This window comes from Acidipropionibacterium timonense (genome assembly GCF_900605005.1).
In the GTDB taxonomy this organism is placed as follows: domain Bacteria; phylum Actinomycetota; class Actinomycetes; order Propionibacteriales; family Propionibacteriaceae; genus Cutibacterium; species Cutibacterium timonense.
Genome location: NZ_LR027558.1, coordinates 203,281 through 228,218, shown reverse-complemented (window position 1 = coordinate 228,218; position 24,938 = coordinate 203,281). Strand labels below are relative to the sequence as shown.

Here is a 24,938-nt window from a genome sequence, read left to right as displayed (position 1 = left end):
CCGGGAACACGATGCGGCGCCCTCCTGTCCGGAGGGCGCCGCATCGTCGTCCGCTCGACCGGCCGAGCGTCAGGACGTCAAGGTCACTTGGTGAACAGCGAGAGCTTGCCGAAGTGATCGGCGAGCAGGTAGTAGACCGTCGGGCGGTACTTGCGGGTGGCTCCCTTGAGCTTGTCGCCGACGGCCTTGAGGGCCTCCTCGGCCTGGGCCTCGTCGGTGACGCCGAGCTTCTTGCCGATGAACTTCTTGCGCACCCGGTCGAGCTCGGCCTCGTCACCGAACGAGACCATCGAGGCGTCCTGACTCTGCAGGGCGATACCGCAGTGCCGCACGATGCCGGCGATGGCGCCCTCGTCGGCGTCGGGAACATGCTTCTTGATGTCGGCGGCCCAGTCCACAGCCATGGGAATCTCCTGACGTCGTGACCGCTCCCTCGGCGGCCCCTGAGGGGACACTAGCGCGGCCGACGGCACCGGCGGGGCAAAACGATCCGAGTGCTCCGGTCTCGCGCCGACAGGCCCGGACGCCCGGGACCCCGGCCCTCGAGAGGTCGGGGTCCCGGGCGCGCCGAGGGACTCAGCGACTCACTTGTTGCCCTGGTTGGCGACGGCCTTGGCGCCGGCGGCCGCAGCCTCCGGGTCGAGGTACCGTCCACCCCTGGTGACCGGCTTGAGGTCGTCGTCCAGGTCGTAGAAGAGCGGGATGCCCGTGGGGATGTTGAGGGCGGCGATGTCGTCGTCGCTGATCCCGTCGAGATGCTTGACGAGGGCACGCAGGGAGTTGCCGTGGGCGGCGACGAGCACGGTACGGCCGGCCCTGAGGTCCTCGGCGATGGACGACTCGAAGTACGGCACCATGCGGGCGACGACGTCCTTGAGGCACTCGGTGAGCGGGCGCTCGTCCTCGGGGATGTCGGCGTACCGCGGGTCGTTGAACTGGCTCCACTGCCCGTCCTTGTCGATGACGGGCGGCGGCTCGTCGTAGGAGCGACGCCAGGCCATGAACTGGTCGTCGCCGTACTTGGCCTTCGTCTCGGCCTTGTTGAGGCCCTGGAGCGCACCGTAGTGACGCTCGTTGAGTCGCCAGGACCGGTGGACGGGGATCCAGTGCCGATCGCACCCGTCGAGGGCGAGGTAGGCGGTGTGGATCGCGCGGCGCAGCAGCGAGGTGTGGACGACGTCGGGCAGGAGGTTCTCCTGCGAGAGCAGCTCGGCCGCGTGACGGGCCTCGCCCTCGCCCTTCTCGTTGAGGTCGACGTCCACCCACCCCGTGAAGAGGTTCTTGGAGTTCCACTCGCTCTCGCCGTGGCGGAGGAGGATGAGCTTGGATGTCATGGCTCCACCCTACCGGCCGCCCGAGGCACGGGTTCCGCCCGGGCAGCTCGCGCGCAAGTGAGCACATCGGGGGTCGGGCACACAACCGAGGCATCCCTGAGTTATCGTCGTCCGTGACGATTCGACCCCACGGAGGAGTTCCCATGCCCACTCGCACCGCCACCATCGCCGCCGCCAGCGGTCTGCACGCCCGCCCCGCCGCGATGTTCGTCCAGGCTGCCGCCAAGTCCGGTCTGGCCGTCACCATCGGACGACCCGGCCAGCCCGCCGTCGACGCCCGCTCCATCCTGTCGGTCATGGGTCTGGGGGTCAAGCACGGCGACGTCGTAGAGCTGTCGGCCGAGGGCGAGGGTGCCGACGCCGTCCTCGACGCGCTCGTGGCCAGCCTCGAGTCCGATCCGGAGGCCTGATCCCATGCGGACCCTCACCGGACTGGGCGTCTCGGCGGGCGTCGGTCAGGCCCCTGCACTGCTCGTGGCCCCCGCCCCCGGACTTCCGTCACGCGATCCCAAGGGCGACCTCGACACCGATCTCGAGGCGGTGACGGCGTCCCTCAACAAGGTCGCCGACCGCCTCGACGCCCGCGCCCTCGAGGCCGATCCCTCCGCGATCGACGTCCTCATGGCCACCGCGATGATGGCCCGCGACCCCGGTCTGGCAGGGTCCGTCCGCACCCATCTGGAGGCCGGAGACGGCCCCGCGCACGCCCTGTGGGGCGCCTTCGACGAGTTCTGCGCCCAGCTCACCGCCGCCGGCGGCTACCTGGCCGAGCGCGTCACCGACCTGCGCAACGTCCGCGACCGGGCCCTGGCCGTCCTCCAGGGGCTTCCCGAGCCCGGCGTCCCGGCCTTCGACTCGCCGGTCATCCTCGTCGCCGAGGACCTCGCCCCGGCCGACACCGCCACCCTCGACCCCACCCTGGTGCGCGGTCTGGTGACGGCTGCCGGCGGCCCGACGAGCCACACGGCCATCCTCGCCGCCCAGATCGGCATCCCCGCCGTCGTCCGGTGCCCCGACGTCCGTGGCGTCGAGTCGGGCACCCCGCTGGCCCTCGACGGTGTCTCCGGGACGGTCCTCGTCGAGCCGGACGAGGCCACCGTCGCCAAGCTCGCCGAGCGGGCCGGACGCCGTCAACAGGTGCTCGACGCCGCCCCCACCGGGGAGGCGACGCTGTCCGACGGCACCCGGATCCTCACCCTGGCCAACATCGGCAACCCCGCCGACGCCCCTGCCGCGAAGAAGAAGGGCGCCGAGGGCATCGGCCTGTTCCGCACCGAGTTCCTCTTCCTCGAGCGTCAGGACGCCCCGACCAAGGAGGAGCAGGTCGACGCCTACGCCAAGGTGCTCGAGACCTTCGAGGCCGGCTCCAAGGTCGTCTTCCGCACCCTCGACGCCGGGGCCGACAAGCCGCTGGCCTTCGCCGACCTCGGACCCGAGGAGAACCCGGCCCTGGGTCGACGCGGCCTGCGTCTGTCGCAGGTGCGCACCGACCTCATCGACACCCAGCTGGCCGCGCTGGCCGAGGCCGCCACCCGGACCGGACGCGATCCCTACGTCATGGCCCCCATGGTCGCCACCCCGGTGGAGTCCGCATGGTTCGCCGAGCGCGCCCGCGCTGCCGGCATCAGGACCGTCGGCATCATGGTCGAGGTGCCCTCGGCGGCCCTGCGCTCGTCCCAGGTGCTCGCACCGGTCGACTTCGCCTCCATCGGCACCAACGACCTCACCCAGTACTCGATGGCCGCCGACCGCCTCCAGGGCGAGCTAGCCGAGCTCCTCACGCCGTGGCAGCCGGCCGTCATCCAGCTCATCGAGGCGACCTGCCAGGGTGCCGGGGACCGTCTCATCGGCGTCTGCGGCGAGGCCGCCGGCGACCCGCTGCTCGCCCTGGTGCTCGTCGGGCTCGGGGTACGGTCGCTGTCGATGGCCGCCGGGAAGATCACCGCGGTCAAGGCCTCACTGGCCCTGCACAGCCTCGAGCAGTGCCGGGCCATCGCCCGGGCCGCCGTGGCCGCACCGACCCCGGAGGAGGCCCGAAAGGCGGCCCTCGACCTGGCCGACGACGCCGTCGAGGTGCTCATCGGCTGACCGCCCACCACGGACCGGACGGGCCTTCGCGATGCGGGGGCCCGTTCGTCGTCCCTGCGGCTCCCACCCTCACCGGGTCCGCCTCACACCCGGCCCGAGCGGGGCAAGATGGTCCCATGAGAACCGCAGTGGTCACCGGAGCAAGTTCAGGAATCGGGGCTGCCAGCGCACGCGCCCTGGCAAACGATGGGTGGACGGTCATCTGCGCGGCCCGCAGGGCCGACCGCATCGACCAGTTGGCTCGCGAGATCGGTGGACGGGCCGTCGTCTGCGACGTCACCTCGGACGAGTCGGTGGCGAACCTGGCCCGCGAGGTCGGCCCGGAGCTCGGCCTCCTGCTCAACAACGCCGGCGGCGCCGTCGGTCAGGAACCCGTCGCGCAGGCCGATCTGGCGGCCTGGGACACCATGTACGCCACCAACGTCGTCGGAGCCGGACGGGTCACCAAGGCGCTGCTGCCCGCCCTCGACGCCGGTCACGGCACCGCGATCTTCATCACCTCGACCGCCGCCGAGGCCTCCTACGAGGGAGGTGCCGGGTACTGCGCCGCCAAGTCGGCGGAGCGGGCCCTCGTCGGGTCGCTGCGCCTCGAGCTGTGCGGACGGCCGGTGCGGGTGTGCGAGGTGTCACCGGGCATGGTGCGCACCGACGAGTTCTCGCTCGTGCGGTTCCACGGCGACCGGGCCACGGCCGACGCCGTCTACGCCGGGGTCGCCGAACCCCTCGTCGCCGAGGACATCGCCGAGTGCGTCCGGTGGATCGCGGGTCTGCCGGCCCACGTCAACATCGACCGGCTCGTCGTGCGTCCGGTCGCCCAGGCCGCGAACCACAAGGTTCATCGCGAGGGCCGGTAGTCAGCTCTCCCCCACCGGGCCCGCCCCCGAGCCAGGCATCTCAGGGTCCGCGCCGCGGCGGCCTCGGGCCGCTCGATGTCACGGCTTCCGAACCGCACCAGCTCGAATCCACAGGACCGCACCCGGGCGATCCTGCCCGGCTCCCCGGTCGTGGTGTCGTCCACCTGCCCGACGACGTGCTCGCGCGACCACAGGAAGTCGAAGCGACCCACCGGTCGGCCTTGGGCGTCGGTGAGGGCGGCGTCCAGGTCGGGAGGCGGGCAGCCGTGCCGCACCAGGAGCACCCTCATCATCGAGGAGGCCGCTCCGCGGGACCGCCCGTCGGCGGTGGCCAGCACCGATTTGGCCTTGGCGTTGCCGCGACGACGAGCACCCCGCTCGACGAGGTCGGACATGAGCTGGCGGTCCGCCCCGTGACGCAGCGCCGAGTCGGCCACGGCCACCGCCGGCAGGAAGTCGAACTCCCGGGCCAGGTCGAGCACGGTGCGCTCGGGGATGGTGACCAGCCGGCCGTCGACGAGGACGGTCTCGTCCCGTTCGATCTGGCACGCCCGGGTGACGAGGTGGCGCCTCATGGGCGCCCGGTGGCCGGGAGGCCGGGTGACCCAGACCCTGTCGAGCGGCAGTGGGTCGACGTCGAATCCGTGGAGCACGGCCGCCGAGAGGTGACTCACCACGACCGGCGGGGCGAGGGTCGCCAGGACGGCGTCGAGCCGGCGCACGTGCTCGTCGACCGTGACGGCGTCCACACCCTCCATGGGCGCATGCTTTCATCGACCGGGTCACGGCTCGCAGCAGCTTCGGCCGCGGATCGCCAGGACGGCACGTCGGGCCGGAACCCGAGGGTTCCGGCCCGACGTGGATCTTGCCGTGTGAGGACTCGTGTAGGACGGCGAGTCCTCAGGACTCGTGTAGAACTGCGAGTCTCAGGACTCGTGTAGAACTGCGAGTCTCAGGACTCGACGGCCACGAGGCCCTGCCCGCCCTGGACGGCGTCCCCGACGGCGACGAGGATCTTCGTCACCTTGCCGTCGGCAGGGGCGTTGATCTCGGTCTCCATCTTCATGGCCTCGAGCGTGAGGAGGACGTCGCCGGCCTTGACGGCGTCACCCTCCTTGCAGAGGATCTTCGCGACGGTACCGGCGAGCGGGGCCGGGACCTCGCCAGCGCCGGCCTTGGCGCCACCACCGGCCGACGGCTTGAGGGCCGGGCCGGAGCCACCACCGAAGAGGATGGGGGCCATGGGGGCGTTCGGGGTCTTGTCGACATCGACGTCCACGTCGTACGCGACGCCGTTGACGGTCACCTTGAGCTTCATGTCAGTTTCTCCGGGTCAACGAATCGAATGGTTCTGCAGAGCCCTGCGACCCTGACGGGTCCAGTTCTCCGACGGGGCGAAGCGAACGGCCTGGACCTTGCCGTCGTTCCCTAGGTACGCCGACACAGCGGCGCTGATGGCCACCAGGACGTCCTCGGGGACGCCGGGGCTGGACGAGCGGAGTCGTCCCACCTCGGCCTCGAGGGCGTTGAGTCGCCTCTGGAGCGACTCGATGACGCGATCCTTGTCGTTGTCAGTCATCTCTTCCTCCACTCAGCAGGGCATGACGCCGTGCTTCTTGGCCGGACGGGGCTGACGCTTGGTCGCGTACATCTCCAGGGCGGCAGCGATCTTGCGGCGGGTGTCGGCCGGGTCGATGACGTCGTCGACCTGCCCGCGAGCAGCAGCCACGTAGGGCGTGTTGAACGCGTTCTGGTACTCGTCGATCTTCTCGGCGCGGGTCGCGGCCGGGTCCTCCGAGGCCTTGATCTCGCGGCGGAAGATGACGTTCGCGGCACCGGCGGCACCCATGACGGCGATCTCGGCGGTCGGCCAGGCGAAGACGGCGTCGGCACCCAGGTCACGGTTGCACATGGCCAGGTAGGAGCCGCCGTAGGCCTTGCGCAGCACCACGGTGATCTTCGGGACGGTGGCCTCGGAGTAGGCGTAGAGCATCTTCGCGCCGTGGCGGATGATGCCGCCGTACTCCTGCTGGACGCCGGGCAGGAAGCCGGGGACGTCGACCAGCTGGACGAGCGGGATGTTGAACGCGTCACAGAAGGTGATGAACTCGGCGGCCTTGTCGGAGGCGTTGATATCCAGCGATCCGGCCATGACCTTCGGCTGGTTCGCGACGATGCCGACGGTACGACCGTTGACCCGGGCGAAGGCGGTGACGATGTTCGTCGCCCAGCCGGCCTTGACCTCGAGGTAGTCGCCCCAGTCGACGATCTTCGCGATGACGTCGCGGATGTCGTAGGCCTTGTTGCCGTCGAGCGGCACCACCTCACGCAACGACGCATCCGGGGAGACGTCGTTGTTCGGGTTGACGATGGCGGCGTCCTCGGTGTTGTTCTGCGGCAGGAAGCTCAGCAGCTTCTTGGCGATGAGCACCGCGGCGTCGTCGTCCTCGGCCACGAAGTGGATGTTGCCGGAGGTCGACATGTGGGCGTCCGGGCCACCGAGATCCTCGGCGGTGACCTCCTCACCGGTGACCGACTTGATGACGTTCGGGCCCGTGATGAACATCTGGGCCTGCCGGGTCATGATGATGTAGTCGGTCAGCGCCGGGGAGTACGAGGCGCCACCGGCGCAGGGGCCGGCGATGATGGCGATCTGCGGCACGACGCCGGACAGCTTGACGTTCGCGTAGAACATCTTGCCGTAGCCAGACAGCGAGTCGATGCCCTCCTGGATCCGGGCGCCGCCCGAGTCGTAGAAGAAGAGGAACGGCGTTCCGGTGAGCAGGGACTGCTCCATCGTCTCGACGACCTTGGTCGACTGGGTCTCGCCGGCCGACCCACCCATGACGGTGAAGTCCTGGGAGGCCACGTGGACGGGACGCCCGCCGATGGTCGCAGCGCCGGTGACGACACCGTCGGCCGGGACATCGGCCGCATCCATCCCGAAGAGGGTGGTGCGGTGCTTGCGGAACGCCCCGACCTCGTCGAAGGAGTAGGCGTCGACGAGGTTGTCGATGCGCTCGCGAGCGGTCTGCTTGCCCTTCTCGCGCTGCTTGGCCTGGCGGGCCTCACCACCACCGAGTTCGATGCGGTGACGCTCCTGGGCCAGCTGCTCGACACGACCCTCCATGGTGTCGGCGAGCTTGATGGTCTTCTTGTCAGCCATGATGGGCAGTCATCCTCACGCGGGCTCGACGGTGACGTCGTGGCTGCGGCCACCGACGCTCACGGTGTAGTTGACCGGGCCGGACAGGGCCGTCGACCCGCTGCCCTCGGCCTCGGCCTTGAGCTGGGCCTCGCTCATCGCGACGCTCTTGGGTCCCTGCGGGCGCTCCTTGAAGAACTTCGGGGCGACTCCCGGGAAGAGGGCGTTGGTGAGGACGTCCTCGTCGGACCCGTCGAAGCCCTCGAGCGACTTGGCCTGCTCGACCAGGCCGTCCCACTCGGGCTTGAGGGTGTCGGCCGGGCGGCAGGTGATCGGCTCCTTGCCGGTCTGCTTCTGGGCCTGCTCGATGAGCTCCGGCTTGAGGTCACCGATCGGCTTGCCGTAGTAGCCGAGCATGAGGTCGGCGAACTCGGCGGTGAGGGTCTTGTAGCGCCCCATGAGGACGTTGAAGACGGCCTGGGTGCCGACGATCTGCGACGAGGGGGTCACCAGCGGCGGGAACCCGGCGTCCTCGCGGACCCTGGGGACCTCACGCATGACCTCGTCCATCCGGTCGCCAGCGCCCTGGGCGACGAGCTGCGACTCCATGTTGGAGAGCATGCCGCCGGGGATCTGGGACTGGAAGATGTTCGTGTTGACGAGGGTCTTCGACTCGAACTTCTTGTACTTCGGGCGGACCTTCTTGAAGTGGTCGCGGATCTTGATGAGCCGCTCCATGTCGAGGCCGGTCGTGTACTCGGTGCCCTCGAGCATCTCGACGAGGGACTCGGTGGGGTTGTGGCCCGGGCCGAGGGAGAGCGAGGAGATCGCGGTGTCGACGACGTCGACCCCGGCCTCGATGGCCTTCTGCAGGGTGACGAGGGTGACACCCGTCGTGGAGTGGCAGTGCAGGTTGATCTGCACGTCCGGGTGGTTCTCCTTGATGCCCTTGATGATGTCGAAGGCGGGCTGCGGCTTGAGCAGGGCGGCCATGTCCTTGAAGGCGATGGAGTCGGCACCCATGTTGACGAGGGTGTCGGCCTGCTTGACGAAGCTCTCCGGGGTGTGGATCGGGGAGGTCGTGTAGCAGATGGTGCCCTGGGCGTGCTTGCCGACGCGCTTGACGGCAGCCATGGCGTGCTCGAGGTTGCGCGGGTCGTTGAGGGCGTCGAAGACACGGAAGACGTCCATGCCGTTCTCGGCCGACTTCTCGACGAACTTGTCGACGACCTCGTCGTTGTAGTGGCGGTAGCCCAGGAGGTTCTGGCCGCGCAGCAGCATCTGCAGGCGCGAGTTGGGCATGAGCTTGCGGAACGTGCGCAGACGCTCCCAAGGATCCTCGTTGAGGAATCGGATGCAGGAATCGAAGGTGGCCCCGCCCCAGCACTCGACGGACCAGTAACCGGCTGCATCGATGTCGGCGCAAGCGTCGACCATGTCCTCCATGGACATGCGGGTGGCAAGCAGGCTCTGGTGCGCGTCGCGGAGGACGAGCTCGGTGACGCCAATCTTTCGCGGACTCATGCCCCAATCCTTGCACTCGTCGGACCCTCCGTCAGCCGCGGGGGTCCCAGTTGCAGGCTTGTGCAGGATTGAACGGCGTTCAGTCGCGCGTCCGTTCACGGTGCGGCAGGGATCGGGCACGGTCGGGCCCGAGAGCTCACGGAGGCACTGTCAGGAAAGTCCCCCCAGATCGAGATCGTTCCCCTGGAGGGGAACACTTCTTGGCTGGGGGGAAAATCCCGACATCAATCCCCGGCACCGCCCTGCCACGGCGCCCGGCACGGGGCTGCCCTGCCACGGCGCCCGGCACGGGGCTGCCCGGACACGGCGAGGGGGCCGACCCATGCGGGCCGGCCCCCTCGCCCGACGTCAGGCGTTCCAGCCGTCAGGCGTTGATCGAGGTGCCCTTCGAGCCGAGCTGCTCGCAGGCCTCGACGATGCGGGCGGCCATGCCGGCCTCCGCCTTCTTGCCCCAGGCGCGCGGGTCGTACATCTTCTTGTTGCCGACCTCCCCGTCGATCTTGAGCATGCCGTCGTAGTTCTTGAACATGTGCTCGACGACCGGACGCGAGAACGCGTACTGGGTGTCGGTGTCGATGTTCATCTTGATGACGCCGTAGGACACCGCGTCGGCGATCTCCTGGGCGGTTGAGCCGGACCCGCCGTGGAAGACGAGGTCGAAGGGCTTGTCCTTTCCGTACTTGGCGCCGCAGGCGTCCTGGATCTCCTTGAGGATGCCGGGGCGCAGCTTGACGTGACCGGGCTTGTAGGCGCCGTGGACGTTGCCGAAGGTCAGCGCCGTGGTGTAGCGGCCCTTCTCGCCGAGGCCGAGCACCTCGAGGGTGCGCATGCCGTCGGCGACGGTGGTGTACAGCTTGTCGTTGATCTCGCCGGTGACGCCGTCCTCCTCGCCACCGACCGCGCCGACCTCGATCTCGAGGATGAGCTTGGCCTTCGAGGTGCGCGACAGCAGCTCCTCGGCGATCTGGAGGTTCTCCTCGACCTCGATGGCCGAGCCGTCCCACATGTGCGAGTTGAACAGCGGGTCCTCGCCGCGGTCGACGCGCTCCTGGGAGATGGCGATGAGCGGGTTGACGTACTTGTCGAGCTTCTCCTTCTGGCAGTGGTCAGTGTGGAGGGCGACGTTGATCGGGTAGGTCTTGGCGACGATGTGGGCGTACTCGGCGAGAGCCACGGCACCGGTGACCATGTCCTTGACCTTCTGGCCCGAGGCGTACTCGGCGCCACCGGTGGAGATCTGGATGATGCCGTCGGAACCCGCGTCGGTGAAGCCCTGGAGGGCCGCGTTGAGGGTCTGCGAGGAGGTCACGTTGATGGCGGGGTACGCGAAGCCCTGCTGCTTCGCGCGGTCGAGCATCTCGGCATAGACCTCAGGTGTTGCGATGGGCATGTGCATGCGCCTTTCTGCGTCGGTATCTCGCGATGACGCCCTCCATTGTTCCGCATCGGGCGGCACTGTGTCCCGTGGGGCCCACGAGCCGGGCCCACCGGGGCATCGGCAGAGCCCACCCGGGCGTCAGAAGGAGTCCAGCCCGGTGACGTCGAGTCGTCGTCGTCCGCCCGACCACGCCAGGGCGGCCGAGTCGATGGCCCCGGGCCGCTCGTCGAGCCACGAGACCGGCACCTGCCAGCGATGTCCGGCACGGTCGGTGACGACGAGGGCCGGCCCCTCCCCCAGGCCCGTGCCCTGGACGGCGAACCGGTCGAGGTCGTCCCAGGACACCAGGTCGAGGTGCTCGGCAGCCGGGGCCCCCTCGACCTGCACACCGGTGACGTCGTCGAAGGACCCGTCCCCCTGCCTCAGCTGACGCCGCAGCGCGATCCCGGAACGGTCCAGGCGCAGTGCCGTCCCCTCCCCGATACCGAGCAGCGCCTTGCTGGCCGACCGCAGCCGCAGGGTCTGGACGAGGAAGAGCACCGCGAAGAGGACGACCCACGATCCGAGCATCCACATGAGCGTGGACAGGTCGAAGGAGTCACGGGTGAGGGCCAGGGTGAGGAAGGCGATGGCGACGATGACGAGGGCCTGGACGGCCAACCTCACCCGCGTCGACCGGTGGTGGGCCACGCGGCCGGCCGTCGGCACAGGGTTGTACGCGACCAACAGCGATGGCGACGTCATGAAGGTCACTCTAGAGGGTGCTGCAGTCCCCAGGCGTACATGGCGATGGCCGCGGCCGCGCCGGCGTTCATCGACCTCGTCGACCCGTACTGGGTGATGGCGACGAGCTGACGGCACCCGGCGACCACCTCGTCAGTGAGCCCGGCCCCCTCCGAGCCGAACACGAGACAGCACTCGCGCGGCAGCGCGGCGGTCTCCAGGGGCACCGCCCCGGGCAGGTTGTCGACGCCGACCGGCACGACGCCGTGCCCCGCGAGCCAGGCCAGGAAGGTCGGCACATCCCGGTGGTGGTGGACGTGGAGGTAACGGTCGGTGACCATCGCGCCGCGACGGTTCCACCGGCGCCGCCCCAGGATGTGCACCCCGGAGACGTTGAAGGCGTTGGCGGTGCGCACCACCGAGCCGATGTTGAAGTCGTGCTCCCAGTTCTGGATGGCCACGTGGAGCGGGCGGCGTCGGGTGTCGAGGTCGGCGACGATGGCCTCGACGCTCCAGTAGCGGTACTGGTCGACGACATTGCGACGGTCCCCGTGGGCGAGCAGGTCCGGGTCTAGCCTGGGGTCCTGCGGCCAGGGTCGAGAGGCCGGGCCGACCCCGACCCGCAGGAAGGGGTCGTCACTCGTGGTGCCCGCGGCCGACCCGGGAACACGCACCGACAGGTCGTCGGGCAGCCCCCCGGGCCGTTCGTCGTCACAGGGAGGAGTCACGCCCTGAGGCTACTCTGTTGGCCATGCCGAGTCCTCTCCTGACCCTGGTCCCCCTGCTCCTGCCCTCCTGGATGGACCCGCAGGCCATCATCCAGGCCGCCGGAGCCGCCGCCCTGTGGATCGTCGCCCTCATCGTCTTCGCCGAGTGCGGCCTGGCGATCTTCTTCATGCCGGGAGACTCGCTCCTCTTCGCGCTCGGCATGTTCGCGGCGGTCGGCGTGACGAGCTCGACTCCGCTGGTCCACTACGGGTCGAAGGTCTCGACCCTGGTGCTCGTCAACGCCGTCCTCATCGTCGCAGCGGTGGCGGGCAATGTCGTCGGCTACTGGATCGGGCGCGAGGTGGGTCCACGGCTGTTCCGGCCTCGGGACGGCCTGGCGGGGAGGATCTTCAAGCCGGAGTACGTCGACAAGACCAACGAGTTCTTCGCCAAGCACGGTGCGATGGCCCTCATCCTCGCCCGATTCGTGCCGATCGTGCGCACCTTCGTCACCATGGTGAGCGGGGTCGGTCGGATGGACTTCCGCAGGTTCATCTCGTACACGGCGATCGGCGGCGTCCTGTGGGTGCTCATCGCCGTCCAGGCCGGCTTCTTCCTCGGTCAGATCGACGTCATCCGCAACAACTTCGAGGCCGCGCTCATCCTCATCATCCTCGTGTCCGTGCTCCCCATGGTCGTCGAGTGGTGGCGCGGTCGACGCCGCGACGCCGCCGCCTGAGGCCGCGAGTCAGCGGGGGTCGACGCCGTCGGCCCGCTGGGTCTGGCCGGCCTGCTGCCCCTGCTCGGCGGACGGCGTCCCGAAGCCCGGCGCCTCATAGCCCGGAGCCGCCTGGGAGGTCCCCCGGTCGATGCCGGGTTGGGTCGACGTCGTCCCGGTACCGGCCCCGAAGTTCACCGTCGGGGCCGAGCGCATCTCGGGGTTGTCGACCTGGAAGTAGGCGGCCTTCTCGAAGTGGTTCATCGAGGCGACGAGGTTCGACGGGAAGGAGTCGATCCGGGTGTTGTAGGCGCTGACGTTGGCGTTGTAGTAGCGACGTCCGGCGGCGATCCGGTCCTCGGTCTCGGCCAGCTGACGCTGCAGCTCGACGAAGGAGGCATTCGCCTGGAGTTGCGGATAGGCCTCGACCTGGACCATGAGGTTGTGCACCGCCCCGCTGAGCTGCGACTCAATCTCGGCGCGCCGGGCGTCGGGGGCGTCGCCGCCGGAGGACTGGACCGCCTGGTTGCGCAGCCGGATGACGTTCTCGAGGGTTCCGCTCTCATGGGCGGCGGCCCCGCGAACCGTCTCGACGAGGTTGGGGATGAGTTCGTAGCGCCGGTTGAGCTCGACGTCGACCTGACGCCAGGACTCCTGGATGGTGTTGCGCTGCCGGACGAAGCCGTTGTAGGCACCGATGCCGACTCCGACGATGAGGGCGACGAGGGCGGCCAGGCCGATGAGGACGATGATGAGGCTCACGGTGCAGTTCCTTCCGGGGCGGGCACAGCAGGGTACTGGGCTTCACAGCAGGGTACTGGGCTTCACAGCAGGGTACTGGGCGCCGGGGCCGCTTCCGGCGGGATCACGCTCAGCGGTTCGCCCGGGTGGCGACGAGGTGGCCCATGAGGACGGCCCGGGCGTCGGTGGCGACCCTGTCCTGGCTCGTCGTCAGGGTGATGACGGCCTGGGTGGGGATGGCGCCGCGGTGGCCGGGCACCGGGTCGAGGACCCACGAGGCGTCCTTGCCGACGGTGAGAGCCGAGGCCGGGACGTCGACGACATAGGTGTACGTCACACCCGGGGCCTGGACGACGATGTCGTCGCCCTTGCGCAGACGGCGCAACTCGGCGAAGGCGTCGGCCCCGGTGGCGGCCCGGCCGGCCACGGCGAAGTTGCCGACCTGGCCGGCCCCGGCGGTGCCGCGGTACCAGGCCAGGGCGTGGTCGAGGGCCGCGTCGGCGTCATCGGTGGAGGCGACGACCGGCCACCGCCACGAGTCCCCGAGGGCCGGGATGCGCAGGACGGCCATGACGGTGCCGTCCGTCGGTGTGGGAACCGAACTCGTCGTGGGCGAGGGGGCGGGTGAGGCCGACCAGGAGGCCACCGCGGCGTCGGCCTCGCGCGGGCCCCGGGACCCGGGCACCAGGGTGCTCCCCCACCACGTCCATCCTGCCCAGGCCCCGCCGGCCAGGACGAGGACGAGCAGGACGACGAAAGTCCAGCCGAAGGCCGAGGGTCGCCGGCTCATCGGTCCTGCCCCGGTGAGGGCGGCGGCCAGGAGGAGGGGTCGTCGGAGGGATGGCGTCCCCAGGGTTGGGCGCCCGAGCAGGCCGATGAGGACGGTGGCTGTGGCGGGGGAAGCGGGTTGACCATCGCCTGCTCATGGGCCGCGACGGCGGCGATCCAGGCGTTCATGGCCGGGGTCCAGGCCAGGAGGATCCCGGCGCCGACGAGGAGCACCCCGGGCCACCTGATGGCCTGCACATGGCTGAGCAGCCACATGATCCAGAAGGCGCCGAGGATGGTGAACAGCCACCGGTCGATGGCGTGACCGCGTCTCATGGTCATCGACAGGACGAATCCTGCCGTCGGCACGAGCAGGTACAGGACCCAGTCGCCTCCGGCCAGGGAGAGCGCGAAGGAGGTCGTCATGGGTCCCAGACCCGAGGTCGACCGCCCGGCGCTCACCCACAGGGCGAGGATGATGAGCATCCACAGGGCCCCGGCGATCCCGACGACGAGCTCGACCGCCAGGAGGACTCCCGGCGGCGCGAGCGGGTTCCTCGGCGGCATGAGGTACCCGCCGGGGTGAGTCTGCGGCCCGTACGGGCCGTGCTGGGGGTACGGGCCCTGCGGCGCGTGAGGGCCCTGCTGGGGGTACGAGCCCGGCGGCTGGGGCACGGCCCGACGCGGGGGCTGCTGGGGCTCGGACATGGGTCCATCATGTCATTGGCCGCATGACCCGGGCCCCGGTCCGCTCGTCCTCACTCGAAGAAGGTCAGCCCCGACGGCGGCCCGGGAGAGGTCTGCGTGTCGGCGTCGGTGAACCGACGAGCCCCCGCGACGAACCGATCGAGGTCCTCGCCGTGCAGCAGCCGGAAGGGGAAGGGTGCACCGGCGGCACGGCGTCTCACCTGCGCCGCGTGCAACGGGCCGTTCGACGCCGCCAGGACGAGGTTGCCGAACCGGCGCCCCTTGAGGGTGGAGGACTCGGCGGCCAGGCAGACGTCGGCGAAGACCTCGCCGTGGCTGGCCACCAGACGTCGGGTCCAGGCCAACGGGGCGTGGTCCGTGACGTTGGCGACGACGACTCCGTCGGGAACGAGGATCCGCTGGACCTGCGCGAGGAACTCCACGGTGACGAGCTCGGACGGCACCCTCGCGCCGGCGAAGGCATCGATGATGACGACATCGGCGAAGTCCGCCCGCATCGCCGCGATCCCGGACCGTCCGTCGACCGGCCGCACCTTGATGCCCGATCGCGGTGCCAGCGGAGCCTTGCGACGAACCTCCTCGGTGAGGGCGGCATCCGGTTCCAGGACGATCTGCGGGGAGGTCGGGCGGGTCGCCGCGACGTACCTCGCCAGCGCCATCCCCGCTCCTCCGACATGGATGACGCGCATCCGCTCGCCTTCCGGGCGGTGCAGGTCGAGGTGGTCGGCGATGCGCTCCATGTAGTCGAACTCGAGGCGGGTGGGGTCGGCCGGGTCGATCCACGACTGGTCGGCGCCGCCGACCCGAACGATCCACGCCCCGGGCACGTCGGGGTCGGGGACGAGACGCTCGGGCTCGGGAGGATCGACACGGGGCACGGGGCGACCCTATCGAGCCCGGCCGCGGCCACCGTCCGCGCCGCCCTAGCATGAGTGCCACCCGACGAGAGGATGACGATGAGCAGTCCCTGCCCCTGCGGCTCCGGAGCGGCGCTGTCGGCCTGCTGCGGCCCGGTTCTCGACGACCCGCGTCGGGCCCTCACCGCCGAGGCCCTCATGAGGTCGCGGTACAGCGCCCACGTCCTCCGGCGGTGGAACCACCTGTGGGCCACCTGGCACCCGCGGACCCGGCCGGACGTCGTCGACGAGGTGCCGCTGCGCTGGACCGGGCTGCGCGTGGTGCGCACCGAGGCGGGGCAGCCGGGCGACGCGACCGGGGTCGTCGAGTATCTCGCCGAGCACATCGGCGGCCGGATGCACGAGGTCGCTCGGTTCCAGTTCCGCGCCGGTCGGTGGATGTACGTCGACGGTGATCTCCTCGACTGAGCCCGGCCCTGCCGAGCTGTGTGCGTTGGGGCCGTGAACTCACGGCCCCAACGCACACAGCTCGAGGGTTCGGCCGGCATGAACCCGCACCGACGGCCCCTCACGCCGGGGCATCCCCGACTGTCCATGAGCCTGTCAGCTCGTGTTCACGTGTACGAGGGGTTCCCGTCGGACAGGAGTGCTCAGATGACTGGCGGGCTGCGACACCGGGTCCAGCCAAGACCGTCGAGGAGCCACACATGTCGCCGATCAGCCGCCGTCACCTACTCATGACCGGCGCAGCCATCACCCTGGCGGGGGTCGCCGTCCGGGAGGGATGGCCCGCCAACGCCGCCCCCTACACCACGACGGGAACGGTCGACGACCGCCCCGGGGTTCGCGGCTGCATCGCCCTCCTGCCCGACACGCAGTTCTACTCGAGGTACGGCGTCGCCACGGCCGACCTCTACGCCAAGCAGTACCCCGGGCTGCCGAACCCCTATGACTGCCAGACCAGGTGGATCGCCGACAACACGAAGACCTACCGGATCGAGATGACCCACCACCTCGGCGATGTCTGCGACCAGTCCGGCAACGGCCACGAGGACCAGTACGTCGTCGCTTCCCGGGCCATGAAGATCCTCGACGACGCCGCGGTGCGCTACTCGCTCATCCCGGGCAATCACGATGTCGCCAACGACTTCAAGTACTACCGGACGTGGTTCCCCGAGTCCCGGCAGAAGTCGTCACCCAGCTTCCGGGAGATGGGGCCCTCGGGGCTGTCGAACTGGCACAGTTTCACGGTCGCCGGCGTCCCCATGATGGCCGTCAACGTGCCCTGGGGCTCCGACACGGCCGACCTCGACTGGGCCGAGTCCGTGCTCAAGGCCCACCCGACGGTGCCGACGATCGTCACCACCCACCAGATCATCGACATCTCGCCCGACGGCACCGCCCTGTCGACCGACTTCGGCCAGCGCATCTGGGACCGCCTCGTCAAGGCCCACAACCAGGTCTTCCTCACCGTCAACGGCCACCACCACGGGGCGACGAACCGCGTCCTCACCAATGACGCCGGCCAGCCGGTCTTCCAGCAGCTCCTCGACTACCAGATGGCGTACCAGGGCGGCAACGGTCTCATGGCCCTCATGGAGTTCGACTTCACCCACAACCAGCTCTCCCAGACGGCCTTCTCGCCGTGGGTGCCGCTCAAGGGGTCCAAGGCCAACTCCTTGGACCGCGCACTCCTCGAGGGTCCGGGCGACACCTGGTCGACCCACTTCGACTTCGCCTCCCGGTTCGCCTCGTTCGGGGCCGACTTCCACCCCACCGGCGAGGTGCCCTCGGCCACCAAGGCGCTGCGCGAGCACCTGCGCTCGGTCTTCACCCCCATCGCCGACCTGCCCCTGGTCAAGCCGGTCGACGATCAGGACTACCCCAAGGTCCCCGGCACCGTCGCCCATTGGCGTCCGACGATGGTCGACGGAAAGCTCGTCGAGCAGGACATCAGCGGGCACGGCAATGACATGACGCTCATGGTCGCCGGTGTCGCCCCGGACTCGGCGGCCCTCGTCGAGGACCACATGATGTACTCGTCCGGCTTCCACGCCGTCAAGCTCACCCCGGCGTCGAAGGCGAACTTCTCCTACTTCGCCACCGCCACGGATGCGCCCGCCAACAAGGAGCGCTTCGCCCACGGCTACACCTTCGAGACCTTCATCCGGATCGACGAGGCCTACGGCGGCGACAACTACTGGAGCGCCTTCGTGTGCCGTGGCGGCAAGCGTTCCGACCTGCCCAACTTCAAGGTCGCGGGGGCGGACACCTCCGACCTCGACGAGCCGCCGATGGCCGGGGCCATCTCGAGCCTCAAGGAAGTCCAGTGGGCGTTCACCGACATCGCGCCGGCCGGCATGGGGTACTCCAACTGGTCCGGTGACGTCGACCTGGGCAAGTGGTACCACGTCGCCGTCGTCGACGACCCGGCCGAGGGATCGGTCGTCATGTACATCAACGGCGTGCCCATGCTCCGCAACCAGTACGGCACGAAGGGGGTCGCGCACGGCATCAACGGCTTCGACGACCTGCCGTGGATCATCGGCGGGAGCATCTACGGCGGCGAGATGGACAAGGGCTTCTTCGGGATCATCGGCGAGATGAGGTTCATCGACCACCCGACGACCGCCGAGCAGTGGCTCACCGCTCGGGCCGCCAAGCCGAGCCCGACGCCCACACCGACCGCGACGCCCACCGGCACGCCCACCTCGACCCCGTCGGTGACCGGCACCCCGAGCCCTTCGAATACGACCCCCTCGGGCACGCCGTCGGCCGTCTCCCCGTCGGCCGGCGCCTCGGTGACCTCGTCGGTCCGGCCGAGCCGCCCGGGTCGAGCCCCGCGTCCGCCGCGAAAGCTGCCTCACACCGGCCGCTGAGCCCGGCCCTGCCGAGCTGTGTGCGTTGGGGCCGTGAGTTCACGGCCCCAACGCACACAGCTTCGAGGGTTCGGCGGGATCGGGTCCCGGATCAGCGACTCGTCAGCCCGTCGGAGTCGGGGGCGACGTCGAAGGTCACCGTGTCACCCTCGGACACCTGGCCCGACAGGACCTTGCGAGCCAACTCGTCCTCGATCGTCATCTGGATGAGTCGACGCAGCGGTCGGGCCCCGTAGACCGGGTCGAAACCGGTCATGGCGAGCCACTCCTTGCCGGCATCGGTCACCTCGACGGTGATCCGGCGGTCGGCCATCCGCGCGTTGAGCTTGGCCAGGTTGGTGTCGACGATCCTCGTGAGGTCGGCGGTCGTCAGCGGGTCGAACATGACGATGTCGTCGAGCCGGTTGAGGAACTCCGGGCGGAAGGCCTGCCGTACCGCGCCCATGACGGCGTCGTGCCTGGCCTTCTCGTCGAGGGCCGGGTCCGAGAGGAACTGCGATCCCAGGTTGCTCGTGAGCACGAGGATCGTGTTGCGGAAGTCGACCGTGCGCCCCTGACCGTCGGTGAGCCTGCCGTCGTCGAGCACCTGGAGGAGGATGTTGAAGACGTCCGGATGAGCCTTCTCCACCTCGTCGAGGAGGATGACCGAGTAGGGACGACGCCGCACCGCCTCGGTGAGCTGACCGCCCTCCTCGTAGCCGACGTAGCCCGGAGGCGCACCGACGAGCCGCGAGACGGAGTGCTTCTCCATGTACTCGCTCATGTCGATGCGCACCATCGAGGTCTCGTCGTCGAAGAGGAACTCGGCCAGCGACTTGGCCAGCTCCGTCTTGCCGACACCGGTCGGCCCGAGGAAGAGGAAGGAGCCGGTGGGCCGATTGGGGTCGCTGATTCCGGCACGGGAGCGCCGCACGGCGTCCGCCACCGCCCTGACGGCCTTGTCCTGGCCGATGAGACGGTCATGGATCCGCGTCTCCATGGACAACAGCTTCTCCTGCTCGCCCTGCATCATCCGGCCGACCGGGATGCCGGTCCAGGCCGAGACGACCTCGGCGATGTCGGAGCTGCCGACCTCCTCGGAGACCATCCGCGGGGTCTCCTCCTCGGCCCGGGCGGCGGCCTCCATCTCCTTCTCCAGGCCGGGGATCTGGCCGTAGAGGATCTCGGAGGCCTTGCCGAAGTCGCCCTCGCGCTGGAACTTCTCGGCGGTGGTCCGCAGTTCGTCGATCCGCGTCTTGAGCTCGCCGACCTTGTTGAGGCCGGCCTTCTCGGCCTCCCACCGGGCCTCCAGACCACGCAGGGTCTCCTCCTTGTCGGCCATCTCGGCGCGCAGGCGATCGAGTCGCTGGCGGCTGGCCGGGTCCTCCTCCTTCTCGACGGCGAAGACCTCCATCTTCATCCGGTCGACCTCACGGCGCAGGGTGTCGATCTCCTCGGGGGAGGAGTCGATCTCCATGCGCAGCCTCGAGGCGGCCTCGTCGATGAGATCGATGGCCTTGTCGGGCAGCTGACGGCTGGTGATGTAGCGGTTCGACAGGGAGGCCGCGGCGACGAGGGCGCCGTCGGTGATGCGCACCTTGTGGTGCGCCTCGTACCGCTCGCGCAGACCACGGAGGATGGCGATGGTGTCCTCGACCGAGGGCTCCCCGACGAAGACCTGCTGGAACCGACGTTCCAGGGCAGGGTCCTTCTCGATGCGCTCGCGGTACTCGTCGAGGGTCGTCGCCCCGATCATCCTCAGCTCACCGCGGGCCAGCATGGGCTTGAGCATATTGCCGGCGTCCATGGCCCCCTCACCGGAGGCCCCGGCACCGACGACCGTGTGCAGCTCGTCGATGAAGGTGATGATCTGACCCTCGGCCTCCTTGATCTCGCCGAGGACGGCCTTGAGCCGCTCCTCGAACTCGCCGCGGTACTTGGCTCCGGCGACCATGCTCGACAGGTCGAGGGAGACGACGCGCCGTCCCTTGAGGGAGTCGGGGACGTCCCCGGCGACGACGCGCTGGGCCAAGCCCTCGACGACGGCGGTCTTGCCGACGCCGGGCTCGCCGATGAGGACGGGGTTGTTCTTCGTGCGTCGGGCGAGCACTTGGACCACCCGACGGATCTCGGCGTCACGACCGATGACGGGGTCGAGCTTGCCGGCGCGGGCGCGCTCGGTGAGGTCGACCGAGTACTTGGCCAGGGCCGACTCCCCTCCCTCGGACTCCTCGGAGGTGACCCGGCGGTCGCCGCGTCCCTCATTGAAGGCACGCGCCAGGGCGTCCGGACGCAGCCCCAGCCGTGCCAGAGCGGGCTGGACGTCGGACGGGACGGCGGTGAGCGAGATGAGCAGGTGCTCGGTGGCGACGAAGGCGTCACCCATCTGTTCGGCGCGGTTCTGCGCGTCGGCGATGACCCGGGCGAAGGAGCCCGACAGTTGTGGCTGGGTGACGGAGGCCCCCGAGGTCGATGGCAGCTTGGCCATGGCCTCGGTGGCGGCGGTGTCGACCTGCCTGGGGTCGACACCGAGGCCCTCGATGAGCGGTCCGACGGTGTTGTCGGGGATCGTCAGCAGGGCGTGCAGCAGGTGCGAAGGCTCGACGGACGGGTTTCCGTGGGCCAACGCATGACGCGAGGCGGCGGTGACCGCGTCGCGACTCATGGTGGTGAGATTGGTGTCCATGCATCCCTCGATTGGTTGAGCTTCCTCAACTCAAGTATGGCTGCCCGGGGGACATCCGGTCAGACTTGAGTGACATTGACTCAACCCCAGCTCGGTCGGGATTATTCCCTTCCTCCACCCCGAGCGGGGCCCCGAGGTGACATGCGGCAGGATGTCACCCGTGTCTCATGCCCACGCCGTACGCACATCCCCCACCCTGCTCGTCGGACTCATGACCTTCGGGCTGTTCTTCGGCGCGGGCAACCTCATCTTCCCGGTGGAGCTCGGCCGGCTGGCCGGAGGGGCCACCACGACCACCTGCGCGGGATTCCTCCTCACCGCCGTGGGTATCCCGGTCCTGGGCGTCGTCGCCTCCGCCGTGTCGGGAAGCTCCAGCGTCCACGAGATGACCTCGCGGGTCTCGGTCCGCTACGCCACCGCCGTCACCTGCCTGCTGTACCTCACCATCGGTCCGGCCTTCGCGATCCCGCGCACCGCCACGGTGCCGTACGAGATCGGCGTGGCACCGTTCGTCGCGGCCGGGTCGGGCACCCCCGCCCTGGCGGTCTTCACGGTCCTCTTCTTCGGCGCGACCCTGGCGGCGTCACTGCGGCCGGGTCGGCTCATGGACTGGGTCGGACGCTACCTCACGCCACTGTTCCTCGTGCTCCTCACGGTCCTCGTCGTGGCGACCCTGGCGGACCCCATGCCCACGGACCCGGCCCGCGCACCGGCGCCGCCCTATGACCGATTGCCGCTCGTGCGCGGCCTCCTGGACGGCTACAACACCATGGACGCCCTCGCCTCCCTGGCCTTCTCCATCGTCATCATCGAGGCGATCGGCCGGGCCGGGATCACCGGGCGGCGCGCGGTGACCCGGCAGACGGCCCGATCGGGACTGGTCGCCGTCGTCCCCCTCGCCGTGGTGTACATCGCCCTGGCCCATCTGGGGCGCACCTCGAACCTCGTCGTGCCGGACGCCACCAATGGCGGCACGGTGCTGGCCGGCGTCTCCCGGCACTACTACGGGGTCGCCGGACAGGTGCTCATCGCGGGGATCGTCCTGGTGGCCTGCCTCAAGACGTCGATCGGACTCGTCGTCTCCTGCGCCGAGATGTTCGCCCGGATGTTCCTCCGGTCGCTGTCCGTGCGTGGGTGGGTGGTCGTCTTCTGCGTCGTCTCGGCGGTGGTCGCCAATGCCGGGTTGACGACGATCATCGCGTGGTCGGTCCCGGTGCTCATGTTCCTCTGCCCGCTGGCCGTGACGACCATCGCCCTGGGACTGCTCACCCCGTGGCTGGGAGGACGGCGTCTGCCCCATCAGGTCATGACCGGGTGCGTGGCAGTGGCTGCGGTCCTCGACCTCGTCCGCGCCCTGCCGGTCCAGAACTCCCTCACCCGGGCCGTCGTGTCCCTGGCCGACGCCGTCCTGCCGTGGTCGGCGGACGGGCTGGGCTGGGTGGTGCCCGCGGTGGTCGGACTGGCGGTGGGGTGCCTCCTCAGTCGGCGAGGAGCTCCTCGAGCTGGGCGAGGGTGTCCTGCCACCCGGTGACGGCGGCGCACGGGACACCCATGGCCTTGACCGGGTAGTCGTTGCCGTGCTCGTCGAGCCGGTCGCCGTAGAAGAGGACGTCGCCCTTGTCCACCCCGGTCTGCTCGAGGAGCTTGGTCATGCCGAAGGACTTGTCGCGACCGACCCGGGTGATGTCGACCGAGGTGGACCCGCCGGCCCGCACCTCGAGATCGGGCAGGAGCGCGGCGACCTGCTCGCGCAGGGCGAGCTTCTTCGTCCCGTCGGGGTCCCAGGCGCGCTTGGCGTCGACCGGGGCCTGCTGACCCAGCGCGCTGAAGGTCATCTGCGACTCACGGTCCTCGAGCACCGGGCCCCAGGTGTGCTCCTCCCACAGGCCCAGGTCCCTGGCCTGCGACTCCAGGGCCGCGGCCGCACGGGACTTCTGGTCGTCGGTGAGGCCCTCGAGGTACACCCGGGCCCATCGGCCGTCGACGAAGCGGTAGTACTGGGTGCCGCAGGCAGGCATGAGGTGCAACCGGTCGAGCCGGGCGCCACCGACCTCGTCGAGGGCCTCGACGACCTGGGAGCGGAACTGCCCGAACTGCCCGCCCGAGATGACGCACACCTGGGCGCGCTCGAGGAGCCGCACGAGCACCTCGGCCATGGGCCGCGGCAGGCGGGTCTTGGAGGGGGCGAGGGTGTCGTCGAGGTCGAAGGCGACGACTGCGGGCAGCGTCTTCACAGCCGACACCCTACTGGGTGGGGACCGGTCGGACGCCGCCCGAGCGCCGCTCGGGCCCCGATCAGCTGATCGAGGCCTGGTAGATCGAGTCGATCGACGCCTTGAGGGTGGCGTCGAACTCCTCCTGACCCTGCCCGGCCGACAGTCCCTCGGCCAAGGCCCGTGAGAAGCTCGCGATGAGCCCGTGGTTGAGGGCGAGCAGTTCGTTGGCCTCGTCCCGGGAGTAGCCGCCCGAGAGCGCGACGACCCGGACGACCTTGGGGTCGGCGATGAAGTCGGCGTAGAGGTCGGGCTTCGTCGGGATGGTCAGCTTGAGCATGATCCGGGCATCGGCCGGAAGGGCGTCGATGTGCTCGCGGATCCGCTGGTGGAGCAGGTCCTCGGCCTCGGCCTTGTGCGGGGCGTGGATGTCCACCTCGGGCTCGAGGATCGGCACGAGCCCCGCGGCGCGCACCTGGTCACCGAGCTCGAACTGCTGGTCGACGACCCGACCGATGCCGGCATCGTCCAGGTCGAGGATGACCGAGCGTTCCTTGGTGCCGAAGATGTGCTTGTCCTCGACCGCGCGGTGCAACAGTTCGTCGAGCCCGGGGATGGGCTTCATGACCTTGACGTGGTCGGCCTCCTCGGCCAGGCCCTTGTCGATCTTGAGGAAGGGCACGATGCCCTTGCGCTGCCACAGGAAGTCGGCGGTGGGGATGCCCTCGACCTGACGGTCCATCGTCATCTCGAAGAGGATGGCGCCGAGGATGTGCTCGCTCGTGAAGGACGGGCTGGTGATGATCCGTGTCCTCATCTCATGGACGAGGTCGAACATCTTCTCCTTGTCGTCGCCGTAGGCCGATTCCTCGATCCCGTACGCGCGCAGCGCCTTGGGGGTCGAGCCTCCCGACTGGTCCAGTGCCGCGATGAACCCGCGCGCCGAGTGCATTCGATCGAGTTGTTCCGTGTTCATGTCGCTGTCCTCCACCTCTTCGTCGACTGTGGGATCTCGTTCCTCCAGACTACTCGGTGAACACAGTCGCGGTTCGGGAAGCGGCGGGTTCAGTCCCGGGACGAGGCGGAGGGGCGCGGCAGACGACGCCAGGACCGACCCATCCGGATGAGGGCGTCGTCGTCACGGCTTCCCGGCTCGATGTCGTCGACCTGCATGGCCACGAGGGTGGACGTGCCGACGTCGAGCCGGTCGAGGACCCACCCGTGCAGACGGGGACCGGGGGTCCCCAGGAGCGGCGCACCCTCCGGCGAGGCCGTCCACGGCGTCCTGGCGAAGTGGTCGCCGCCGGGTCGGGCGAACTCGTCGGCCAGGGACTCCTGGGCGGCGTCGAGCAGGTGGACGACGACCCTCGCGCCGATCCGGAGGGCGGCGAGGGTCGACGAGCCGTTGGCCAGGGAGGCCGCGATGACGGGTGGGGTCACCGAGACCGAGGTGAGGGACGAGATCGTCAGCCCCTGGGGACCGTCGAGGCCCTGGACGGTGAGGATCGCCACTCCTGCCGGGTGCTCACGGAAGGCTCCGGCCAGGGCTGACGCCAGCATCATGGGGTCGCGGTCCACCGCACCGGGTGCGCTCGTGTGGAGGTGTTCACTCACGAGCACCCACCCTGCCACCGC

At 69.6% G+C, this 24,938-nt stretch carries 25 protein-coding genes; 7 read left to right on the top strand and 18 right to left on the bottom strand.

Features of this window, described 5'->3' with window-relative positions:
- Positions 1-83: 83 nt before the first annotated feature.
- Together E0E30_RS01080 and E0E30_RS01075 are read right to left on the bottom strand one after the other, a co-directional pair.
- Positions 84-404: a DUF2853 family protein gene (locus E0E30_RS01080; RefSeq protein WP_130864715.1), complete on the bottom strand. Its 321-nt coding sequence runs from the start codon at positions 402-404 to the stop codon at positions 84-86.
- A gap of 180 nt (positions 405-584) precedes the next feature.
- Entirely contained in the window at positions 585-1,334 is a 750-nt protein-coding gene (locus E0E30_RS01075) for a phosphoglyceromutase (protein WP_130864714.1), read from the bottom strand.
- Between the two features lie 143 nt (positions 1,335-1,477).
- Between E0E30_RS01075 and E0E30_RS01070 the strand changes: the two genes are divergently transcribed.
- The 3 genes from E0E30_RS01070 to E0E30_RS01060 all read left to right on the top strand — a co-directional run bounded on the left by E0E30_RS01070 (position 1,478) and on the right by E0E30_RS01060 (position 4,276).
- A complete protein-coding gene (locus tag E0E30_RS01070) occupies positions 1,478-1,744 on the top strand; it encodes an HPr family phosphocarrier protein (protein WP_130864713.1) in 267 nt (88 codons plus the stop codon).
- 4 nt (positions 1,745-1,748) lie between these two features.
- On the top strand, positions 1,749-3,422 hold the full coding sequence (ptsP, locus tag E0E30_RS01065) for a phosphoenolpyruvate--protein phosphotransferase (RefSeq protein WP_130864712.1): 1,674 nt from the start codon (positions 1,749-1,751) through the stop codon (positions 3,420-3,422).
- Between the two features lie 116 nt (positions 3,423-3,538).
- Entirely contained in the window at positions 3,539-4,276 is a 738-nt protein-coding gene (locus E0E30_RS01060; RefSeq protein ID WP_130864711.1) for an SDR family NAD(P)-dependent oxidoreductase, read from the top strand.
- On the opposite strand, the gene E0E30_RS01055 is transcribed toward E0E30_RS01060, so the two are convergent.
- The 8 genes from E0E30_RS01055 to E0E30_RS01020 form a co-directional block, all read right to left on the bottom strand.
- Positions 4,258-5,034 (bottom strand): type IV toxin-antitoxin system AbiEi family antitoxin domain-containing protein, encoded by a 777-nt coding sequence (locus E0E30_RS01055; RefSeq protein ID WP_130864710.1) that lies wholly within the window; start codon positions 5,032-5,034, stop codon positions 4,258-4,260. The genes E0E30_RS01060 and E0E30_RS01055 overlap by 19 nt on opposite strands.
- Before the next feature lie 194 nt (positions 5,035-5,228).
- On the bottom strand, positions 5,229-5,594 hold the full coding sequence (locus E0E30_RS01050) for a biotin/lipoyl-containing protein (RefSeq protein WP_130864709.1): 366 nt from the start codon (positions 5,592-5,594) through the stop codon (positions 5,229-5,231).
- 15 nt (positions 5,595-5,609) lie between these two features.
- Positions 5,610-5,855, bottom strand: a complete 246-nt coding sequence (locus E0E30_RS01045) for a hypothetical protein (RefSeq protein WP_130864708.1) — start codon at positions 5,853-5,855, stop codon at positions 5,610-5,612.
- A 12-nt stretch (positions 5,856-5,867) separates the two neighbouring features.
- Positions 5,868-7,442 (bottom strand): acyl-CoA carboxylase subunit beta, encoded by a 1,575-nt coding sequence (locus E0E30_RS01040; RefSeq protein WP_130864707.1) that lies wholly within the window; start codon positions 7,440-7,442, stop codon positions 5,868-5,870.
- Positions 7,443-7,457: 15 nt separating this feature from the next.
- Positions 7,458-8,945 carry a methylmalonyl-CoA carboxytransferase subunit 5S gene (locus tag E0E30_RS01035; RefSeq protein ID WP_130864706.1) on the bottom strand — a complete coding sequence of 496 codons (1,488 nt, stop codon included), beginning with the start codon at positions 8,943-8,945 and terminating at the stop codon, positions 7,458-7,460.
- Positions 8,946-9,309: 364 nt separating this feature from the next.
- On the bottom strand, positions 9,310-10,335 hold the full coding sequence (fbaA, locus tag E0E30_RS01030; RefSeq protein ID WP_130864705.1) for a class II fructose-bisphosphate aldolase: 1,026 nt from the start codon (positions 10,333-10,335) through the stop codon (positions 9,310-9,312).
- A 126-nt stretch (positions 10,336-10,461) separates the two neighbouring features.
- Entirely contained in the window at positions 10,462-11,067 is a 606-nt protein-coding gene (locus E0E30_RS01025) for a hypothetical protein (RefSeq protein WP_245306458.1), read from the bottom strand.
- A gap of 5 nt (positions 11,068-11,072) precedes the next feature.
- Complete coding sequence (locus E0E30_RS01020) at positions 11,073-11,672, bottom strand: TrmH family RNA methyltransferase (RefSeq protein ID WP_210115846.1); 600 nt, start codon at positions 11,670-11,672, stop codon at positions 11,073-11,075.
- Between the two features lie 125 nt (positions 11,673-11,797).
- On the opposite strand from E0E30_RS01020, the gene E0E30_RS01015 reads away from it, so the two are divergent.
- Complete coding sequence (locus E0E30_RS01015) at positions 11,798-12,493, top strand: VTT domain-containing protein (RefSeq protein WP_130864704.1); 696 nt, start codon at positions 11,798-11,800, stop codon at positions 12,491-12,493.
- A 9-nt stretch (positions 12,494-12,502) separates the two neighbouring features.
- Here the strand turns inward: E0E30_RS01015 and E0E30_RS01010 are convergent, their stop codons facing one another.
- From E0E30_RS01010 to E0E30_RS00995, 4 genes are all read right to left on the bottom strand, one after another.
- Complete coding sequence (locus E0E30_RS01010; RefSeq protein ID WP_130864703.1) at positions 12,503-13,234, bottom strand: LemA family protein; 732 nt, start codon at positions 13,232-13,234, stop codon at positions 12,503-12,505.
- Positions 13,235-13,343: 109 nt separating this feature from the next.
- A complete protein-coding gene (locus tag E0E30_RS01005; RefSeq protein WP_130864702.1) occupies positions 13,344-14,003 on the bottom strand; it encodes a sortase domain-containing protein in 660 nt (219 codons plus the stop codon).
- Complete coding sequence (locus E0E30_RS01000) at positions 14,000-14,689, bottom strand: hypothetical protein (protein WP_130864701.1); 690 nt, start codon at positions 14,687-14,689, stop codon at positions 14,000-14,002. Before E0E30_RS01000 ends, E0E30_RS01005 begins: the two co-directional genes overlap by 4 nt.
- A 50-nt stretch (positions 14,690-14,739) precedes the next feature.
- Positions 14,740-15,567: a spermidine synthase gene (locus E0E30_RS00995; RefSeq protein WP_130864700.1), complete on the bottom strand. Its 828-nt coding sequence runs from the start codon at positions 15,565-15,567 to the stop codon at positions 14,740-14,742.
- A 78-nt stretch (positions 15,568-15,645) separates the two neighbouring features.
- On the opposite strand from E0E30_RS00995, the gene E0E30_RS00990 reads away from it, so the two are divergent.
- Together E0E30_RS00990 and E0E30_RS00985 are read left to right on the top strand one after the other, a co-directional pair.
- Positions 15,646-16,014 (top strand): YchJ family protein, encoded by a 369-nt coding sequence (locus E0E30_RS00990; RefSeq protein ID WP_130864699.1) that lies wholly within the window; start codon positions 15,646-15,648, stop codon positions 16,012-16,014.
- Between the two features lie 239 nt (positions 16,015-16,253).
- Positions 16,254-18,425 (top strand): LamG-like jellyroll fold domain-containing protein, encoded by a 2,172-nt coding sequence (locus tag E0E30_RS00985; protein WP_130864698.1) that lies wholly within the window; start codon positions 16,254-16,256, stop codon positions 18,423-18,425.
- A 91-nt stretch (positions 18,426-18,516) separates the two neighbouring features.
- On the opposite strand, the gene clpB is transcribed toward E0E30_RS00985, so the two are convergent.
- Entirely contained in the window at positions 18,517-21,090 is a 2,574-nt protein-coding gene (gene clpB, locus E0E30_RS00980) for an ATP-dependent chaperone ClpB (RefSeq protein WP_130864697.1), read from the bottom strand.
- 211 nt (positions 21,091-21,301) lie between these two features.
- On the opposite strand from clpB, the gene brnQ reads away from it, so the two are divergent.
- A complete protein-coding gene (gene brnQ, locus E0E30_RS00975) occupies positions 21,302-22,621 on the top strand; it encodes a branched-chain amino acid transport system II carrier protein (protein ID WP_245306621.1) in 1,320 nt (439 codons plus the stop codon).
- Here the strand turns inward: brnQ and E0E30_RS00970 are convergent.
- The 3 genes from E0E30_RS00970 to E0E30_RS00960 all read right to left on the bottom strand — a co-directional run bounded on the left by E0E30_RS00970 (position 22,569) and on the right by E0E30_RS00960 (position 24,917).
- A complete protein-coding gene (locus E0E30_RS00970) occupies positions 22,569-23,315 on the bottom strand; it encodes an HAD-IIB family hydrolase (protein WP_210115845.1) in 747 nt (248 codons plus the stop codon). The genes brnQ and E0E30_RS00970 overlap by 53 nt on opposite strands.
- Before the next feature lie 70 nt (positions 23,316-23,385).
- A complete protein-coding gene (locus E0E30_RS00965; protein WP_130864694.1) occupies positions 23,386-24,279 on the bottom strand; it encodes a fructose bisphosphate aldolase in 894 nt (297 codons plus the stop codon).
- A gap of 89 nt (positions 24,280-24,368) precedes the next feature.
- Positions 24,369-24,917, bottom strand: coding sequence for a flavin reductase family protein (locus tag E0E30_RS00960; RefSeq protein ID WP_245306457.1), 549 nt, complete (start codon positions 24,915-24,917; stop codon positions 24,369-24,371).
- Positions 24,918-24,938 lie beyond the last annotated feature (21 nt).

Bases quoted from the DNA above. Each gene is read 5' to 3' on its own strand.
- E0E30_RS01080 (WP_130864715.1), bottom strand. From the start codon at position 404: ATGGCTGTGGACTGGGCCGCCGACATCAAGAAGCATGTTCCCGACGCC.
- E0E30_RS01075 (WP_130864714.1), bottom strand. From the start codon at position 1,334: ATGACATCCAAGCTCATCCTCCTCCGCCACGGCGAGAGCGAGTGGAAC.
- E0E30_RS01070 (WP_130864713.1), top strand. From the start codon at position 1,478: ATGCCCACTCGCACCGCCACCATCGCCGCCGCCAGCGGTCTGCACGCC.
- ptsP (WP_130864712.1), top strand. From the start codon at position 1,749: ATGCGGACCCTCACCGGACTGGGCGTCTCGGCGGGCGTCGGTCAGGCC.
- E0E30_RS01060 (WP_130864711.1), top strand. From the start codon at position 3,539: ATGAGAACCGCAGTGGTCACCGGAGCAAGTTCAGGAATCGGGGCTGCC.
- E0E30_RS01055 (WP_130864710.1), bottom strand. From the start codon at position 5,034: ATGGAGGGTGTGGACGCCGTCACGGTCGACGAGCACGTGCGCCGGCTC.
- E0E30_RS01050 (WP_130864709.1), bottom strand. From the start codon at position 5,594: ATGAAGCTCAAGGTGACCGTCAACGGCGTCGCGTACGACGTGGACGTC.
- E0E30_RS01045 (WP_130864708.1), bottom strand. From the start codon at position 5,855: ATGACTGACAACGACAAGGATCGCGTCATCGAGTCGCTCCAGAGGCGA.
- E0E30_RS01040 (WP_130864707.1), bottom strand. From the start codon at position 7,442: ATGGCTGACAAGAAGACCATCAAGCTCGCCGACACCATGGAGGGTCGT.
- E0E30_RS01035 (WP_130864706.1), bottom strand. From the start codon at position 8,945: ATGAGTCCGCGAAAGATTGGCGTCACCGAGCTCGTCCTCCGCGACGCG.
- fbaA (WP_130864705.1), bottom strand. From the start codon at position 10,335: ATGCCCATCGCAACACCTGAGGTCTATGCCGAGATGCTCGACCGCGCG.
- E0E30_RS01025 (WP_245306458.1), bottom strand. From the start codon at position 11,067: ATGACGTCGCCATCGCTGTTGGTCGCGTACAACCCTGTGCCGACGGCC.
- E0E30_RS01015 (WP_130864704.1), top strand. From the start codon at position 11,798: ATGCCGAGTCCTCTCCTGACCCTGGTCCCCCTGCTCCTGCCCTCCTGG.
- E0E30_RS01005 (WP_130864702.1), bottom strand. From the start codon at position 14,003: ATGAGCCGGCGACCCTCGGCCTTCGGCTGGACTTTCGTCGTCCTGCTC.
- E0E30_RS01000 (WP_130864701.1), bottom strand. From the start codon at position 14,689: ATGTCCGAGCCCCAGCAGCCCCCGCGTCGGGCCGTGCCCCAGCCGCCG.
- E0E30_RS00990 (WP_130864699.1), top strand. From the start codon at position 15,646: ATGAGCAGTCCCTGCCCCTGCGGCTCCGGAGCGGCGCTGTCGGCCTGC.
- E0E30_RS00985 (WP_130864698.1), top strand. From the start codon at position 16,254: ATGTCGCCGATCAGCCGCCGTCACCTACTCATGACCGGCGCAGCCATC.
- clpB (WP_130864697.1), bottom strand. From the start codon at position 21,090: ATGGACACCAATCTCACCACCATGAGTCGCGACGCGGTCACCGCCGCC.
- brnQ (WP_245306621.1), top strand. From the start codon at position 21,302: ATGACCTTCGGGCTGTTCTTCGGCGCGGGCAACCTCATCTTCCCGGTG.
- E0E30_RS00965 (WP_130864694.1), bottom strand. From the start codon at position 24,279: ATGAACACGGAACAACTCGATCGAATGCACTCGGCGCGCGGGTTCATC.